This window comes from Marinomonas arctica, from assembly GCF_003259225.1.
GTDB classification, from domain to species: Bacteria; Pseudomonadota; Gammaproteobacteria; order Pseudomonadales; family Marinomonadaceae; genus Marinomonas; species Marinomonas arctica.
In genome coordinates, this window is record NZ_QHJF01000036.1 from 37,206 (window position 1) to 53,613 (window position 16,408).

Sequence of the window (16,408 nt, forward strand, 5' to 3'; positions counted from 1 at the left end):
TTTGGAACTCAAACTAAAGTGTGCAGGTGAAGGGGTCGCTTTGGTAGTGTAAGAACATATAAATTGGCGTAAGCAGCCCATTTTATGTTAGAACACTTACGTTAAACAGAAACGACGGATCTAATTTTGCAAAGTACAAGGCGTATATCATTGTTCCTGCTTTGTTTTCGCCCCATGAAATGTGAATCAACAATAAGCAAATCAAACTCCGTCTAAATGCTTTACATCACTGAGTGATACATCAACAAACAATGGAACACCTTTCCTTATGAAAAAAATAGTTATGAAAAAAACGCTTATTGCGGCGCTGGTCATGTCTTCCGTTTCTCTTGCGTACGCAGAGGACAGTGCAGTTAAACTCGACTCAAAAGAACAACGCCTTGGCTACAGCATAGGTACTATGTTTGGTTCACGTATGTCACAAGACTTTTCGGACTTAGACATGAAAACCTTTATGGCAGGCTTCCAAGACGCTTTTGCTGGCAAAGAAGGTCAAATGACCATGGATGAAGTAACACAAACCATCCAAAGCTACCAGCAAGAACAAATGGCAAAAGCACAGCTTGAAGAAGAAAAAGCAGCAGAAGAAGCCAAAGCCGCCTCTGCAGCGTGGCTGAAAGAAAAAGAAGCCGAAAAAGGCGTGAAGAAAACAGAATCTGGCTTGCTCTATAAAGTTATCACCGAAGGCAAAGGCGATAAGCCAAACGCCAATGATACGGTAGAAGTGGACTACGAAGGCAGCCTAATTGACGGCACCGTATTCGACAGCTCATACCAACGTGGTGAATCCATCTCTTTCCCTCTTAATGGCGTGATCGCTGGATGGACAGAAGGCCTACAATTGATGACAGCGGGCTCTAAATACGAGCTTTATATCCCAGCAGACCTAGCTTATGGTCCTGGCGGAACAGGCCCTATTCCACCGAATGCCGCACTGAAATTTGTGGTTGAACTACACAAGGTAGTAAACGAAGAAAGCGAGACAGAAGCTGCCAAGTAATTGCTTTGCGGTGAAAAATACATTGATTTAAAAATGGCCATCATTTGATGGCCATTTTTTTGTTTATATAGTCCTGCTAAAAAGCTCAACTCCAAGCTATTTTGCCAATTCTTTTCGTTCAGCCCAACGCACAGCCGCCCAGAAATACACAATTGGAAAAACATACATCATCACGCCAATGTTGTGGGAAAACATAGCCTGTGATAGACCAAAGTCCATATAGCACATAGGGACTAAAGCCCCAGCCATGGCATAAGACCGAATACCCCAGTTATCAGGATGCTGGCGCATTTTTTTCAAGAAAAGTCTCAATGGCAACAGATAAACAATCATTAAAAACAGCAAACCAACCAGCCCTCTTAAACTCAAAGCGTTGATAAACTCATTATGTGCGTGACTGAAGTTCAGAACTTCAGGTATCACAACTCCCTGCTCAATTAATCTCTCTTTTACAGCAACACTGCCATACTCACCCACACCCAATACAGGTTCTTGCTTAAACATCTGCCAAGCCGCTTTCCACATTTCAAATCGAAGGCCCACAGAGGTGTTTTTATCGGTGCCAGCCTGATAAAGCTGAACATCATGAACAGCATCCATGATCCGGCCTTGAACACCTGTTTGTGGAATCGACACCACGCACGCAAGCACCACAATAGCCGCAATACTCCCACCCAAAACAAGCTTCTTTCCCAATAAAAAGCGACTTTGCCACAACAAAAAAAGACCAATCAAAGGCAATGCAACCCAACCACCTCGTGAACCAGACAAAAGAGAAGCACCAATGCCTGACAAACAACCGATAAGTGCAAGTGCCATCCAAATATAACGCTGCTTTGCAAAATAGAACATAGACGCCACAAGGCTTATTAGACCCAGTAGTACGCCAGTATTACCAAACATAATCGGATGTTCACTACCCTGTGCACGATCTAAACCAAGACTTTGGCGCTCATACAAAGCCAATGCAAAAGCCCCTATCGCACCCACTATACAGCCAAGCCAGAGCCACTGTTCCCGTCCCACTGACTTAAGCAACAAAAACATAACTGGCAATACAAAAATAAAACGAGAAGGTCGATCCAGTTCTCTTGTGTACCATCCATCTAAATAAACAAAGACAAACATACTAAGGGCAAATAATACGAACACCCAAAACAACACCCGGTCATCCTGGCTTAACTCACACCATCTGGCTTTCAGTACAAACAACCCCAACAAGGACAATAAAAAGATAAATGTCGTACCAATTCCGTAGCCACTGGGCAAGGCGATAGACAAAGCAAAAGTCAGCGCTGCGGCAAGCCACGCTAAAGTACCAAAAACACGATTCAACATATTACAAAAAATCCCTTACTGAGTATCATCACTGGAAGATTAGCCTGCCCTTCCGCTACAATAGGCAACGTAAGGAGTACATAGCGACAATTAGATTACTTTTCAGCGTTTGCTGCTATCATACAACGGATATAAGTGTTTGATTATACCTAATATACGAGACGAGAAAGAAGTGAAAAAAGGTTTAACCCTAAAAGAACACAGTACCTCAATCAGTATTTCCCATAGAGCACTAGATGTGCTTTGTTTATTTGTCACAGGTTTGTTAAGTTATTGGATACGTTTTTCACATTTCGACCTAAATATCGCCTACAAAAATGTCTTATTGCTAGGTGTTATCATTGGCGCTACCTTGCTGTCGATTTTTGGCGGCTACCGTGCATGGCGAGGATCTTCATTCACTAGCGAAATTAGATGTGTTGTCACTGCCACCTTTGGTACATTCCTACTACTCGTATTAAGTGCTTTTGCCACACAAACATCGGAGCTTTATTCCAGAATCTGGGTCGCTACCTGGCTTGCTTCGTCAACTATCTTAATCATCGGTTACCGTCTTATTTTAAGACAAAGTTTAGGGGCGTTAAGAGCAAAGGGTTACAATATAAGAAATATTATTGTTATTGGAGATGGATTACTCGCCCAACAAGTAGCGGAACGCCTAGAACAACATCCAGAAATGGGGTTGGTCGTACAGGGTATCGTGAGTACACACGGAAAAATTAGCGGCTTAACCACTCAAAAGGGTCACCTTATACCTTACTTAGGAGATCTCAAAGAGTTAGAGAGTATTTCTAAAAAGCACAAGACAGATCAAGTCTGGATTGCACTTCCCATGAGCGAAGTAGAAAAGATGGAGCAAGTACAAGCGGCACTTTGTAACAACTCTATTGTCATACGAATGGTACCTGACATCTTTGGTTTCAGACTTCTTAATCATTCTGTGACGGAAGTAGCAGGGTTGCCTGTTATTAACTTATCCACCTCGCATATGCTAGAAGGCAAGAACCGTTTTTTAAAATCAGTTGAAGACAAAGTGCTATCTTTTTGTATTTTAATTTGCATTAGTCCAATTCTAATAGGGCTAGCTATGGCAGTAAAACTTACCTCAAAGGGACCTATTTTGTTCAAACAATATCGCACTGGTGCAAATGGACAAGACTTCAAAGTCTATAAATTCCGCTCCATGGTGGTACACGATGAAGAAGATGGAAAAGTGACGCAAGCCAAAAGAGGCGATAGCCGAATCACCCCAATCGGCGCTTTTATGAGAAGAACTTCTCTCGATGAACTGCCGCAATTTATAAACGTCCTGCAAGGCAGAATGTCAATTGTAGGACCCAGGCCGCATGCTCTCGCACACAATGAGCACTACAAAACTTTGGTGGAATCATACATGCAGCGCCATATGGTCAAACCTGGCATAACTGGCTGGGCACAAGTAAACGGCTTTCGTGGAGAAACAGACACCATAGACAAAATGGCAAATCGAGTCGAATATGACCTTTATTACATTGAAAATTGGTCAGTCTGGTTTGACCTGAAAATCATTTTATTGACCATACTCAAAGGCTTCATACATAAAAATGCAGCGTAATAAGCTGAATTTTTATAGTTTTAAGAAAAACATCTCGTCAACCAACAAGGTTTACATTCTGACACTTCATTAAAGCCATCCTGCGATGACCTCACTATAACGTTGGGTACGGATAACTGTAAGCCTTTGAAGTGCTCTTAGTCGCTACGAGTGTTGTAGAAATGCGACTCAAACTCGGTTCCAATAACTTTTATACATAGATAAACGTCGAGACAATGGTACACCTAGTCGCTTATGTTTTTTCCCAAGCTTATAGCCAATATACTTTGCCATAGAAGAAAAAATTGAAGGAATGAACCAAAGATACTTATTCGTTTTACACACATAAAATAACTGATCGACAGCAAATTTCACCCCCTCTCCTTCAACAGAACCTAACGCGTCGATCATCCAAGATTGAGTCGAGTGAAAAACGCCAATATCAAAATAGCGCTGAAATTCTTGTTTTGCAGAATAATTATGAGAATGCCTCACACACGCCTCGGAAGCATAAGCCACTTTTTTATTATCAAGCAATGCTCTTGCTGCAACATAAGCATCTTCACCCAAAATCAAATGCTCTGGGAACCCACCAATCGAACGTAAAAAATCAACACGGTAGGCCGAAAAAGAGTTGGATAAAAATGACTTGCGAAACCCTACCGGAAAATCCGCTGCTAAACTAGTAACATAACTATTCGACTTATAGCTATTATGCCGAGCATGTTGCGCTAATGGATTGGCATCCAAATGCGGCAATTGACGACCATAAACACAGACTACCTCTGGCTCCTTATCAAAAATAGAAACCAAATTGGAAATAGCATCTGCCCCTTCCAAGAGGGCATCCTGAGTTAAAAATACAACCAACTCCGTTGTGATGTCAGCCAAAGCATAAGATCGTGTTCCTCCATGATCAAAATCTTTTTGCTCAATCGTCGCCACCTCGAAATTGAAGCCTCGTGCGGTATCACGTGTATCATCTTTTGACGATGAGTCAACGATCTTCACTCTTAATGGAGAAGGCATCTGTTCAGCTAAACGCCGTGCAGACTCTTTCCACAAGATGCCACCATTATAAGTAGGCACAACAACAGTTACATCCATCATACTGCTAACCTGCGTAATACCATATCAAGGCTGGAACGCCAAAGTGAAGCCTGCACCCCAATATCAGCCAGTGCCTCTGTCGACATTACCGAATATTCAGGCCGCTTCGCAGGTGTTGGATACTGATCCGAGCTAATCGCTTTAAGCTGTGGACGCTTAGCAATCACACCAGACCTCTCCGCTTTAAAAAAAATAACGCGCGCAAAGCCGTGCCAACTAATTGGCGAGTCGCCACAATAATGATAAATCCCCCAAGCCAGCACTTTACCCTGCTCATACTGTTCACAAATGCGCAAAATAGCTTTTGCCAAATCACCAGCGTAAGTCGGGCAACCGTATTGATCGGCCACCACATTCAAAACGTCGCGCTCTTTCGCCAAACGTACCATGGTTTTGACAAAGTTATTGCCGTATTCGCTAAACACCCAAGCCGTACGCAAAATAATGTATTTCTCACATTCAGCCTTGACAGCCTGCTCACCCGCTAATTTAGAGGCACCATAAACCCCTTGCGGGTTGGTCTCATCGGTCGGCAAATAAGGTTCGACCGCCGCCCCGTCAAAAACATAATCCGTAGAAACGTGAATCAAAGGAATATCTAAATCAGCCGCTTGTATTGCCAGTAATTTAGGCCCTGTTGCATTCACTAAATAAGCATTCTCTGAATCGGTTTCCGCTTTGTCCACCGCCGTATAAGCCGCAGCGTTTACAATAATGTCCGGTTTTACTTGCTGGATAATAGCCGCCACAAGCTGAGCATCGGCAATATTCAACTCAGCCGAATCATAAGCAAACAACTCATGATTCGCCCTTGTTAATACATCTTGAAAGCAACGGCCCAGCTGGCCATGTTTACCCGTCAGTAAAATACGCATTTACAACAACTCACCCAATGCATGACCCAGTTGGTCTTTTGCCGATAAAATCGGCTCAATACCTTCTGGCCATTCTATGTCGACGGTTGGATCATTCCATATCAAACAACCTTCGTCACTCGGATCATAATAATCCGTGCACTTGTATTCGAAATCCGCCACCTCCGACAACACCACAAAACCATGAGCCAAACCGGGTGGCACCCAAAACTGACGTTTGTTTTCTTCTGATAATAAAACCCCAGCCCACAAACCATAAGTAGGAGAACTTTTTCGTATATCTACTACCACATCAAACACTTCACCGCGCACCACTCGTACTAACTTACCCTGAGGTTTGGTCTTTTGAAAATGCAAACCACGCAAGACATTTTTTCCTGAGCGAGAGTGATTATCTTGAACAAAGGGCAAATCAATACCAGCCAATTCTTTATAGCGTTCCGCCTGAAACGTTTCCAAAAAAAAGCCTCGCTCATCACCAAACACTTTAGGCTCTATAATGACCACCCCATCGATAGCGGTTTTAATAACATCCATCATACTTACCTTTTATAAATAGCCTTTTATTGATGACCTTTTATTGATAACCGTCAGCCACTTTAAGCAAATACTGACCATATCCGGTTTTTTTCAAAGCGGTACCAGACGCAACCAGCTGCGCTTTGGTAATCCACTTCTGGCGGTAAGCAATTTCTTCCAAACACGCCACTTTCAGGCCTTGACGATGTTCAACTGTCTGAACAAACTGCCCCGCTTCCAGCAAAGAATCATGTGTCCCAGTGTCCAGCCAGGCAAAGCCTCGCCCTAACAAAGACACATGCAAATCACCACGCTGTAAATACGCTAAATTCACATCGGTAATTTCTAACTCACCACGTACCGAAGGGGTAATCTGCTTGGCTATTTCGACCACGTCGTTGTCGTAAAAATACAGCCCCGTCACAGCATAAGAAGATTTAGGACTAGTGGGCTTTTCTTCAATACTGATAGCTTTGCCTTGCTCATCAAATGCCACCACACCAAAACGCTCAGGATCAGACACATGATAACCAAATACCGTCGCGCCTTTTTCAATGAAGGCGGCTTCTTTTAGTTTCTCAGAAAAATGCTGACCAAAGAAAATATTATCACCCAACACCAAGGCGACATTATCATCACCAATGAAGTCTTCACCAATAATAAAGGCCTGCGCCAACCCATCTGGAGATGGCTGTACAGCATAAGTTAGTGCCACACCAAACTGGCTACCATCGCCCAGCAAATGCTGAAAGCTCGCCTGATCTTCTGGTGTGGTAATAATCAATATCTCACGAATACCAGCCAACATAAGCACAGACAATGGATAATAAATCATCGGCTTATCATAAATGGGCATCAGTTGTTTTGACGTAGCCAATGTCAGAGGATGCAAGCGCGTGCCACTGCCCCCCGCCAAAATAATGCCTTTACGTTTTGTCATAACCCAACCCTTAGGCGTTTGCGCCTATACGATGTAATTGGTAATCACCACTTAGTACGCGCTGCCACCAATCCTGATTGTCTAAATACCATTGTACTGTTTTGCGCATGCCAGTCTCAAACGTTTCTTCCGGCTTCCATCCAAGCTCCTTAGCAATCTTACTCGCATCAATGGCATAACGCACATCGTGACCTGGACGATCTTTCACATAAGTGATCAAATCTTCATAGGCATTTACGCCCTGCGGTTTGGTTGGCACCAGCTCTTCCAGCAGAGCACAAATGGTTTTCACCACCTCGATATTACGCTTCTCATTATGACCACCGATGTTATAGGTCTCGCCGACTTTGCCCTCTGTCGCCACTGTCACCAAAGCCCGTGCGTGATCTTCCACATATAGCCAATCACGAATTTGCGAACCGTCACCATAAACAGGCAAGGCTTTACCAGACAAGGCATTCAAAATCACATGAGGAATAAGCTTTTCAGGAAAATGATAAGGCCCATAATTATTAGAGCAATTAGTCACAATAGTCGGCAAACCATAGGTGCGCAACCAAGCGCGAACCAAGTGGTCTGAGCTGGCTTTACTGGCAGAATAAGGCGAACTCGGTGCATAAGGCGTGGTTTCTGTAAACAAAGTCAACTCCCCCTCCACGTCATCAGGGTGCGGCAAATCCCCATACACCTCATCGGTCGAAATATGGTGAAACCGAAACGCGGACTTTTTATCGCCAGGCAGTCCCAGCCAATACTTACGGCTCGCCTCCAATAAAGTATAAGTACCCACCACATTAGTCTGAATAAAATCCCCAGGGCCATCGATAGAACGGTCAACATGGCTCTCCGCCGCCAGATGCATCACCACATCTGGCTGATGCGCATGAAACACTCGATCTAACTCAGACGCCTCACAAATATCCACCTGTTCAAAAGCATAACGCGCATCCTGCAATGATGCAGGAATAGACTCTAAATTCCCCGCGTAGGTCAGTTTATCTACGTTAACAACTGAATGCTGAGTGCTGCTCAATAAATAACGTACAACGGCACTACCTATAAAACCAGCGCCACCGGTCACTAAAATTTTCATATCATATCTCTAGTACTGTTTTTAAAAGAATACATTATAATTTCTTCAGCAGGTCATAAACGTCTCAATGGAGACTAAGCTTTTTCAGAAAGAAACTATGCCAGCTTAACGTTGGATCAATGACTTTTGCTTGACGCCAAGCTTTTTTACGAACCTCTTCATCGAAAACACTATTAATACAACGTAGCATAAAACCCAAAATAGAGTTTTTCTTGGTTCCTACTGAATTAGAACTATGCTGGCGATATTGGATTAAAGATTCGTCTATAAATCCGATAACCCCTTGCTGCTTAATCACATTTGCGGCGATCCACCAGTCATGCATAACAGCGCAAGCGCTCATAGGCAAAGCTGAGGAAATAGCACGGCGATTAATCATCATAGTACAACCGGTAACCGTATTTTTTGCCAAAATTTGCAACAGCCCATCTATTGACCTATTTAACCCTTGATAGTCAAACATAGATGGAGCAATACTACCGAGCGATTCGTCCACAACCATAAGGTCAGTATGAACTACAATGGGTAAGCCCTTATGCAACCCTTCAAGCTGTTGCATTGTGTAAAAAGTTTTTGCAATTTTTTCAGGCAACCAAACATCATCTTGATCACAAAACATCACATATTCTGCCGTGGATGCTTCAAGCAAATAGGTAAAATTATCACGGGCACAACCAAATGTTACACCGTCCTCTAATATTTCGATAATGTCTGGGTATTGGCTTTGATAAGCACGAAGAATGTCACAGGTTTTATCGGTTGAGCCATCATCATGAGCAATCAGTGTCCAATCGGTGTAAGTCTGAGACAATAAAGAATCTAACTGAGCCTCTAAATACTTTGCCCCATTATAAGTAGCCAACAGTATTTGAATCATCATCCCCTCCTTTAAGTAAACAAATCGTGTAGAAGACTAAGATTATTCTCACTAATAATGCCTTGAAAATAATAACAATAAAAAAAATAAACACTAAGAAGAGAACAGTATATTAACATTGCTAAGCGAGGTTTTTTAAAAAAATCCATTAATGTACAATAAGCCAACGGTGCTATGAATATTAAAGAATACCGGAAAATTTCGCTAAATCTGGTTTGTAAAACCTGAGACTGATAAAGTACCACTAAAAAAAGAAAAGACAGAAAAAGCATATTGAAAGCAATCAATTCAAAAACACTCAACTCCTTTCTGTATAGAAAATAACCCACACATGAAACAAGAAAAAGCAAAGAAAAGAATATAGAATAGGGTTGACTTAAATTGGAGTTATTCAAATATGAAATAAATTTATTAACACCTATGTAAGAAGGATCCATATGACCCGCTAAAAAAAATAAAAAATCTAAAACACCAAAACCAATAAAATATAAGCCCAAGAAAAAAAGCGTCATTACTAAAGTAAAAATTATTGATAAATGACTTCTAAAAAATGGCATAATCAACAATACCATCAAAGAATAATGAAAGAAGACACTGCTAAATACCACAACCACTAAGAATGCAATAACATTATCTTTAGACAGTAAATACACGCCCCAATAAGCTACCGCAATACCTAAACTAAGGCGAACAACAGTACCATCCATATATAAAAAGAAAAAAGCGAAATAACAAAGCAAAGACAATAGAGGGTAACGGCTCGCTTTTTCAATCAAGGTCAATTTGACCGCAAAAGAAACCACAGCATAAAGGCAAAAAAACACTAACGCAGGCAAGAAGGAAAACACTTTACTAGAGAAAACGAAGAAAAATTCATGCCCTGTTATTTCATGAAACGTATGAGAAAAAGGCGTTGTAGAATAACCTAAAAACAATTTTTGATACGCAAGAGAATCATGCGAAAAATAGGTCGAAAAAACACCGGCAAACACACCCACCAAAATATAAAAAAGGTAGGTGTTTATTTTTTTCTCATAAACCCAAGCCATTAGCGCCATGTAAAAGCCGGAAAAAAACGTCACAATAATTGCCAAAATTAACCCCTAAAAAAACCGTTTCAAAAGGTACCACGTTCAAGAAAGCTTACCAAAACGCCGACGTATAAAATCAAAAATGCCTTTGACAATAAAAACACTTTTTTTCCATTTCTGCTGTTCAAAAAGTAAAATTTTGACCCATTCCCCCAACCAGTGGTATAGCTCCTTACTAGCAAAAAAAGGAAAATGTAGTCCATGGCGACAGACCAAATCTAAGCGATTGCGAGTAATGTAATAGCGTCTAATAGCACTATGATTTGTATAAAAAATCTTACGGCCAAACCACTGTACGCAGGCCATATCACCTAAATTGTGTTCTAACACACTCGAAGTAAGCACTATAATCTGATAGCCTTTTCTTTTTAAAGCTAAACAATACTCATGATCGACACTATCAATAAAGTATTTGTCTAAAAAGCCGCCGACCCTCTGATAAGCAGCCAAATTTATGATATTACCTGAGGCCATCACAACATCTACGAATATTTTATTGGCGGCGTGAACGGCAGAAGACCCCTCTTTACCGAAAGCCACACGCACATTAGCAGTGGCATGTACAGGCGATAACACACCTACATTATGCTCACTAGGTAAAGACTTGGCCTCAGCCAACAGAGCAGATAGGGATTGATCTAAAAACACACTGTCTTGATCCATTGTAAGCAACCAAGAAGCACCTGCAGAAATCGCTCGCTGAGCCGCTATATTTAAAGCGGTTGCAATGCCTTTATTACCACCATTATCAATATAAACAATATGATCACAGGATGTCACTTGACTGATTAGATGGGTGTTTTTCACCTCCGAATTATCAACGACAAATAGTATATCCACCTGAGCCAAATACGATTGTATATTTCGCCAAACACTATCATCAGGCTGATACAAAACGACCACGCCATGTAATTTAAACACACCACCAATCCTTTCTAACTAAAACAAAAAAAGCCAACACAATAAATATCTCCGTCACCAGTAATGCAATGGTCGTTCCTTGATAAGAAAAAAAGTAGGTCAAGGTAACGCATAGCACCAAACTCAAAACGGCGGCAGCAAGTAAAATATAGAAAAAAGATTTCTCACGCCCTGTATTCAATAATATTTGAGTACCAAAAATATTATTTAAAAAAATAAATAAAGGAATGATCAACATTACCTTGAGCACCCAAGTGCTTGCCTGCATCTCTTCACCATAAAAAAGAGTAATAATGCTATCTGAAAAGAAATAAACACTTCCCAAAAGACAGAGATAAAGCACACTGCCCATATAAGCAATTTTTTTCAGCTTGGTGATAGCCGCCACCTTATCCGTTGCCATCTTCTTGGCTATCAATGGGAATAATGCGCTGGTGATAGGCGTTTGTGCCAAGGCTAAAGTACGCATGATTTTTTCTGCGGCCACATAATAACCTACAGCAACTGGGCCAACCATCATCCCAAGTATGACAATATTACTGGAACTGAACAGTGTAATTTTCATTTGAGACAAAAACACAAACCAACCTTCAACCAAAGACTGGCGAATTTCCGCCAAAGGCGGCCATTGAAACGAGACCTGATATTTCACATGAATCAAATAAAGTGCCACCAACACCGACAAGAAAAACCCTAAGGCTGTCAAAACAGGCACCCAAAGATAATCTTCTGGACCAGAAATAAAAATAAAAACACCCGCGGTTAAAACCACTTTAGCGGAAACACTCAGATAGGAAACATACTTCATCGCTTCCATGCCCTGAAAAAACCACACTGGAAACAAAGCCTGACACACAACAACAACGAAAGAAGCGAGGTACAGAGGCCAATACTCAAAAAAAGAAGGCACCAGAAGCACACATGTTAGCGAGCAAAAAAAGCCAACAATGAGCAGCAGTGATTTAATGACCATCACATTACTATAGATATGATTGATTCTATTGCCATCATCTCGATGGATTGAGATATCTCGAGTGGCCGTAAGATTAAAACCATAATCTGCTAGTACGACAAAGTAGTACATAAAAGCAGTAACAAAGGCCAATTGACCAAACAACTCTACCCCCAAGACTCTTACCAAAAAGGGAAGCGTCAATAAAGGTAAGAAGGTGTTAGCCGCCTGCATTAAAGCCAAAAAAGAAGCGTTGACTAAAAAACTTCGGTTTTCAGAGTTCACAGCAAACAGTTTCATTTAACGTTAATCAAGGCAAGCATCCAAAAGACTCTATATAACCACATCATAAGGGAACAACAAATCCACTTCCAAATTTAAAAAATAGAGAACAGCCATAACAAACAATGCGCGCAGAATCTTACCAGAATTGCCAAAGACATAACCTACATCCATCAGAATAAAATCGACTCGCTTTCGGTCACTAAATACCGCCTGTCACCACAGATACGTTTCATCTGCTGGCGCTTAGCCCCAAGAGCACAGTCCTATTAAGCTATGCTAGGCCTTATGCCTAAATAACCTAGGCATCATTTCCCCCAATTGTCGACTCTCAAACTGTCGATATAATCAGACAAGGTTCGCTTGGCAGACCAACCGAGGGCTTTGGTTTTATCCGCAATCACATCGGCCGTCATTCGGTTCCCCTTACGCTCTGGCAACATTTCAATCTGACCACCAAACATCTTGGCAACCTCTACGATACTGAAACCTTCTTCGCTACCAATACCAAACTCATCACCATAACCATTCTCTCCCACCAACACCAGACCATCTATAATGTCGTCGATGTGAGTAAAGTTACGCTTTTGAGAACCAGGGCTTACTACAGTCAAAGGCTCACCTTTGCGCATTTTTTCTTTATACAAGGCAATCAAGGTCGCGTATTTACCAGTTTGGATTTCACGCTCACCATACACGTTATAAAAATACGTGATCGCATAGGGAACGTTGAACCAATTGCCATAGTTCATCACCAGCTCAGTATTGGTCGCTTTTGTCCAAGCATAAGGGGAAGCGCTACGCCCAAAACCACCATCACCAAATTTAGTACTGCTGCCCGCATACAGAATCTTGCAGCCCACTTTGCGAACAAACTCTAGTACCGAAAAAATGCCGTCTTTATTGTATGCCCATACTTTCTCAATATCGTCAAAACTTTGCTCTACCCGCGAATATTCACCAAGGTGATACACCATATGAGGCATAAAATCGACCAACATGGCAATGTCTTTTGTCTCGCCACGAATATAGGTCACACCTGCCACATGATTGGCTTCACTCCCTGTAAAGTAATTATCCAGTGAATACACTTCGTAACCACCCATTGCCACCAAACGCTCACATAAGTGACTGCCAACAAAACCAGCACCACCAGTCACTAATACTTTTTTATCTTTCATTTTTAATCCTTAGCAAACAAATCGCGTGTGTAAACTTTTGCTACGACATCTAATAGCTCGTCACTCATGCGATTCGCAATAATCACATCGCTCTCTGCTTTGAACTGCGCCAAAGAACGCAATACTTTTGCCTCGTGAAACTCAGTGTCATCCAACTCAGGCTCGTAAATCACCAACTCAACCCCCTTACCCTGTAGACGATACATAATCCCCTGTATCGCACTGGCACGAAAGTTATCAGAGCCCGCCTTCATAATCAGGCGGTACACACCGACTTTTTTCGGCTTTTTCTTCAGAATTTGATGCTCTACAAAGTCCATACGTGTGTCGTTTGACTTTACAATGGCGCCAATCAATGCCTGAGGCACCATTTCAAAATTGGCCAATAGTTGCTTGGTATCCTTTGGTAGACAATAACCACCGTAACCAAAAGAAGGATTGTTATAATGCCCACCAATACGAGGGTCGAGGCTAATGCCTTCAATAATCTGTCTTGACTCTAAACCATGCATTTCAGCGTAAGTGTCCAGTTCATTAAAAAACGCCACTCGCATAGCCAAATAGGTATTGGCAAATAACTTAATAGCTTCTGCTTCCGTTGCATTGGTAAACAACACAGGTACATCTTGTTTGATCGCCCCCTCTACCAGCAAATTCGCAAAAATGGTCGCTCGCTCCGAGACTTCGCCAACAATAATACGAGAAGGATGCAGGTTGTCATACAGCGCCTTGCCTTCGCGAAGAAACTCTGGAGAGAAAATAATATTGTTTACACCAAACTTGGTTTTTACTCTTTCTATATAGCCAACAGGGATGGTCGATTTAATCACCATAACAGCCTTTGGATTAATCGCTAACACATCCGTAATCACAGATTCAATCGACTTAGTATTAAAGTAATGGGTTTCGGCATCATAGTCGGTTGGCGTCGCGATAATGACATAGTCAGCATCTTGATAAGCCTGCTGTTTATCCAATGTAGCGACAAGATTCAATGACTTATTCTGAAGAAAGTCTTCAATTTCAGCATCATGAATGGGGGATTTTTTGTTGTTTAAAAGAGCTACCTTCTCGGGTATCACATCGAGCGCAACCACTTCATGGCGTTGTGCCAAAAGCACAGCAAGCGATAAACCAACGTAGCCAGTACCCGCGATTACGATTTTCATTGGAGAATAATTTCCTTTTTCATAGTGAACGCGCTTCTTACAAGATTAACATTCAATAAATAGTCGAAAAAATCGATTATACAGCGACTTATTCTATCAATTAACATTTAACGACCATAACAATCACTGAAACGCACAATGTCGTCTTCGCCCAAATAACTGCCCGACTGCACTTCCACCAACTCTAATGGAATCTTGCCAGGGTTTTCCAAGGCATACACCACGCCCACCGGAATATAGGTCGACTCGTTTTCAGTTAACAGAATTTCACGTTCACCATTGAGCACTTAGGATCCGCTACGTCCAACGACAAAGTACGCAGCATAGTCTGCTGCAAAAGACTGTAGTGAGCATCTACTAATGCATAACGCTGTTTAGGAAAATGATCACGCGATAACGGCCAAAGGCGACTTCCTATCCCACCGGATAAAATGACAGGAATAATTTTCAAAACAGATCCAGCGCCTATAACAAAATAATCTCGCCAGTGTAACAAAACCCAACAGCAAGAAATATAAAAATGCGGAAATAAAGGACAAACGCGACAAACGACACGACCTACAAAAATCACTACCAACTCTTGTAGGTCAGATGAGACGAAGTACGAGGCGTGATCTGACACACAAAGCGGTTACTTCCTACTATAAAAAACCAACCCTACCCGCTCAATGTGTTCAATCAACTGATTATTTTCCAAATGATCAAACATCGACAAATCTATTTTGTAAGGTAACAACAGATCATCCAAGGCATTCTCAACCTCTGTGAAAATTGACCAATCCAAATCGCCCACCAACGTTAAATCGATATCTGAACTAGGACGAAAATTACCTTTCGCTCTAGAGCCATACAAAATCACCGTCTTAATCTGAGGGTATAACTGAAAAACACCGTTAATACTGTCACATTCAGCGCGACTCAACCCTCCCATGTCAAACATCGCCATTTTCCATTGAGTCACGAGTGTCATCCGCTAACGACTGAAATTTACACCGAAACGCCATAAACAACCCCGCATAAACCAACCGCAACTGCCCGAGTATTTGATTCGCCGTTTCTTCATTATAAGTGTGAACGGTACGGTTACGGTCTTGCAACATCGACAGCCAAGCCCCACCATCCGCAATAAGATCACGCTTAAACGACTCACGAATAGCGTCTCGTGACCCAGAAATCGACTCAATCCCCTGCCAAACCAAGTAATCCCTTAACACATTCCAAGCCAACTCATACGTAAACTCAAACGCCTGAATAGTACCCTGCTTCTCAAGATTACTCAGCGGTCGTTCAGCCATCAAACGCAAAGCATCAGCCAATTGATCATGCGCCAGTGTAAAATGTTCGAAACGCTGCAGCCAACGAATATCAACACTCATAAAAATCCTTATTTAATATCAAAAACCAAAAAAACAAATCACTTGTAGGTCAGATGAGACGAGGCACGAGGCGTAATCTGACGCAAAAACCGTGACCCCACACTCCCAACC

17 protein-coding genes and 1 pseudogene are annotated in these 16,408 nt (G+C 41.9%); 2 read left to right on the top strand and 16 right to left on the bottom strand.

Annotation, left to right across the window (positions count from 1 at the left end; translation table 11 throughout):
* The first annotated feature begins 268 nt into the window (after positions 1 to 268).
* On the top strand, positions 269 to 1,000 hold the full coding sequence (locus DK187_RS18865) for a BamJ family beta-barrel-assembly machinery protein (RefSeq protein WP_111608870.1): 732 nt from the start codon (positions 269 to 271) through the stop codon (positions 998 to 1,000).
* Between the two features lie 96 nt (positions 1,001 to 1,096).
* Here the strand turns inward: DK187_RS18865 and DK187_RS18870 are convergent, their stop codons facing one another.
* Positions 1,097 to 2,338 carry an O-antigen ligase family protein gene (locus DK187_RS18870; RefSeq protein WP_111608871.1) on the bottom strand — a complete coding sequence of 414 codons (1,242 nt, stop codon included), beginning with the start codon at positions 2,336 to 2,338 and terminating at the stop codon, positions 1,097 to 1,099.
* A gap of 172 nt (positions 2,339 to 2,510) precedes the next feature.
* On the opposite strand from DK187_RS18870, the gene DK187_RS18875 reads away from it, so the two are divergent.
* Positions 2,511 to 3,932, top strand: a complete 1,422-nt coding sequence (locus tag DK187_RS18875) for an undecaprenyl-phosphate glucose phosphotransferase (RefSeq protein ID WP_111608889.1) — start codon at positions 2,511 to 2,513, stop codon at positions 3,930 to 3,932.
* A 168-nt stretch (positions 3,933 to 4,100) separates the two neighbouring features.
* Here the strand turns inward: DK187_RS18875 and DK187_RS18880 are convergent, their stop codons facing one another.
* From DK187_RS18880 to DK187_RS18950, 15 genes and pseudogenes are all read right to left on the bottom strand, one after another.
* The gene (locus tag DK187_RS18880) at positions 4,101 to 5,021 is read right to left on the bottom strand and encodes a glycosyltransferase family 2 protein (RefSeq protein WP_111608872.1); all 921 of its coding nucleotides are present in this window, start codon (positions 5,019 to 5,021) and stop codon (positions 4,101 to 4,103) included.
* Positions 5,018 to 5,896: a dTDP-4-dehydrorhamnose reductase gene (gene rfbD / locus DK187_RS18885; RefSeq protein WP_111608873.1), complete on the bottom strand. Its 879-nt coding sequence runs from the start codon at positions 5,894 to 5,896 to the stop codon at positions 5,018 to 5,020. Before rfbD ends, DK187_RS18880 begins: the two co-directional genes overlap by 4 nt.
* Positions 5,897 to 6,433 carry a dTDP-4-dehydrorhamnose 3,5-epimerase gene (gene rfbC, locus DK187_RS18890; RefSeq protein WP_111608874.1) on the bottom strand — a complete coding sequence of 179 codons (537 nt, stop codon included), beginning with the start codon at positions 6,431 to 6,433 and terminating at the stop codon, positions 5,897 to 5,899. It abuts the gene before it with no gap.
* Positions 6,434 to 6,473: 40 nt separating this feature from the next.
* The gene (gene rfbA, locus DK187_RS18895) at positions 6,474 to 7,355 is read right to left on the bottom strand and encodes a glucose-1-phosphate thymidylyltransferase RfbA (RefSeq protein ID WP_111608875.1); all 882 of its coding nucleotides are present in this window, start codon (positions 7,353 to 7,355) and stop codon (positions 6,474 to 6,476) included.
* A 10-nt stretch (positions 7,356 to 7,365) separates the two neighbouring features.
* Complete coding sequence (gene rfbB, locus DK187_RS18900) at positions 7,366 to 8,448, bottom strand: dTDP-glucose 4,6-dehydratase (protein WP_111608876.1); 1,083 nt, start codon at positions 8,446 to 8,448, stop codon at positions 7,366 to 7,368.
* Positions 8,449 to 8,512: 64 nt separating this feature from the next.
* Positions 8,513 to 9,325: a glycosyltransferase family 2 protein gene (locus DK187_RS18905; protein WP_162623560.1), complete on the bottom strand. Its 813-nt coding sequence runs from the start codon at positions 9,323 to 9,325 to the stop codon at positions 8,513 to 8,515.
* An 11-nt stretch (positions 9,326 to 9,336) separates the two neighbouring features.
* Positions 9,337 to 10,419 carry an EpsG family protein gene (locus tag DK187_RS18910; protein ID WP_111608878.1) on the bottom strand — a complete coding sequence of 361 codons (1,083 nt, stop codon included), beginning with the start codon at positions 10,417 to 10,419 and terminating at the stop codon, positions 9,337 to 9,339.
* A gap of 39 nt (positions 10,420 to 10,458) precedes the next feature.
* Positions 10,459 to 11,337 (bottom strand): glycosyltransferase family 2 protein, encoded by an 879-nt coding sequence (locus DK187_RS18915; protein WP_162623561.1) that lies wholly within the window; start codon positions 11,335 to 11,337, stop codon positions 10,459 to 10,461.
* Positions 11,330 to 12,589 (bottom strand): flippase, encoded by a 1,260-nt coding sequence (locus tag DK187_RS18920; RefSeq protein ID WP_111608880.1) that lies wholly within the window; start codon positions 12,587 to 12,589, stop codon positions 11,330 to 11,332. Before DK187_RS18920 ends, DK187_RS18915 begins: the two co-directional genes overlap by 8 nt.
* A 290-nt stretch (positions 12,590 to 12,879) precedes the next feature.
* Positions 12,880 to 13,752, bottom strand: a complete 873-nt coding sequence (locus DK187_RS18925) for an NAD-dependent epimerase/dehydratase family protein (RefSeq protein WP_111608881.1) — start codon at positions 13,750 to 13,752, stop codon at positions 12,880 to 12,882.
* Between the two features lie 2 nt (positions 13,753 to 13,754).
* Positions 13,755 to 14,921 carry a nucleotide sugar dehydrogenase gene (locus DK187_RS18930; protein ID WP_111608882.1) on the bottom strand — a complete coding sequence of 389 codons (1,167 nt, stop codon included), beginning with the start codon at positions 14,919 to 14,921 and terminating at the stop codon, positions 13,755 to 13,757.
* Between the two features lie 107 nt (positions 14,922 to 15,028).
* Positions 15,029 to 15,208: pseudogene (gene cpsB, locus DK187_RS18935) on the bottom strand (mannose-1-phosphate guanylyltransferase/mannose-6-phosphate isomerase); the annotation flags it as partial.
* Positions 15,178 to 15,543 (bottom strand): sugar phosphate nucleotidyltransferase, encoded by a 366-nt coding sequence (locus tag DK187_RS18940; RefSeq protein WP_111608883.1) that lies wholly within the window; start codon positions 15,541 to 15,543, stop codon positions 15,178 to 15,180. The pseudogene cpsB and the gene DK187_RS18940, both read right to left, overlap by 31 nt.
* A gap of 9 nt (positions 15,544 to 15,552) precedes the next feature.
* Complete coding sequence (locus DK187_RS18945) at positions 15,553 to 15,861, bottom strand: nucleotidyltransferase domain-containing protein (RefSeq protein WP_223232233.1); 309 nt, start codon at positions 15,859 to 15,861, stop codon at positions 15,553 to 15,555.
* Positions 15,854 to 16,297, bottom strand: coding sequence for a nucleotidyltransferase substrate binding protein (locus DK187_RS18950; RefSeq protein WP_111608884.1), 444 nt, complete (start codon positions 16,295 to 16,297; stop codon positions 15,854 to 15,856). The genes DK187_RS18945 and DK187_RS18950 overlap by 8 nt, the downstream gene beginning before the upstream one ends.
* Between the last annotated feature and the right edge of the window lie 111 nt (positions 16,298 to 16,408).

Bases quoted from the DNA above. Each gene is read 5' to 3' on its own strand.
- DK187_RS18870 (WP_111608871.1), bottom strand. From the start codon at position 2,338: ATGTTGAATCGTGTTTTTGGTACTTTAGCGTGGCTTGCCGCAGCGCTG.
- DK187_RS18920 (WP_111608880.1), bottom strand. From the start codon at position 12,589: ATGAAACTGTTTGCTGTGAACTCTGAAAACCGAAGTTTTTTAGTCAAC.
- rfbB (WP_111608876.1), bottom strand. From the start codon at position 8,448: ATGAAAATTTTAGTGACCGGTGGCGCTGGTTTTATAGGTAGTGCCGTT.
- DK187_RS18950 (WP_111608884.1), bottom strand. From the start codon at position 16,297: ATGAGTGTTGATATTCGTTGGCTGCAGCGTTTCGAACATTTTACACTG.
- rfbA (WP_111608875.1), bottom strand. From the start codon at position 7,355: ATGACAAAACGTAAAGGCATTATTTTGGCGGGGGGCAGTGGCACGCGC.
- DK187_RS18865 (WP_111608870.1), top strand. From the start codon at position 269: ATGAAAAAAATAGTTATGAAAAAAACGCTTATTGCGGCGCTGGTCATG.
- DK187_RS18905 (WP_162623560.1), bottom strand. From the start codon at position 9,325: ATGATTCAAATACTGTTGGCTACTTATAATGGGGCAAAGTATTTAGAG.
- rfbC (WP_111608874.1), bottom strand. From the start codon at position 6,433: ATGGATGTTATTAAAACCGCTATCGATGGGGTGGTCATTATAGAGCCT.
- DK187_RS18945 (WP_223232233.1), bottom strand. From the start codon at position 15,861: ATGTTTGACATGGGAGGGTTGAGTCGCGCTGAATGTGACAGTATTAAC.
- DK187_RS18930 (WP_111608882.1), bottom strand. From the start codon at position 14,921: ATGAAAATCGTAATCGCGGGTACTGGCTACGTTGGTTTATCGCTTGCT.
- DK187_RS18880 (WP_111608872.1), bottom strand. From the start codon at position 5,021: ATGATGGATGTAACTGTTGTTGTGCCTACTTATAATGGTGGCATCTTG.
- rfbD (WP_111608873.1), bottom strand. From the start codon at position 5,896: ATGCGTATTTTACTGACGGGTAAACATGGCCAGCTGGGCCGTTGCTTT.
- DK187_RS18925 (WP_111608881.1), bottom strand. From the start codon at position 13,752: ATGAAAGATAAAAAAGTATTAGTGACTGGTGGTGCTGGTTTTGTTGGC.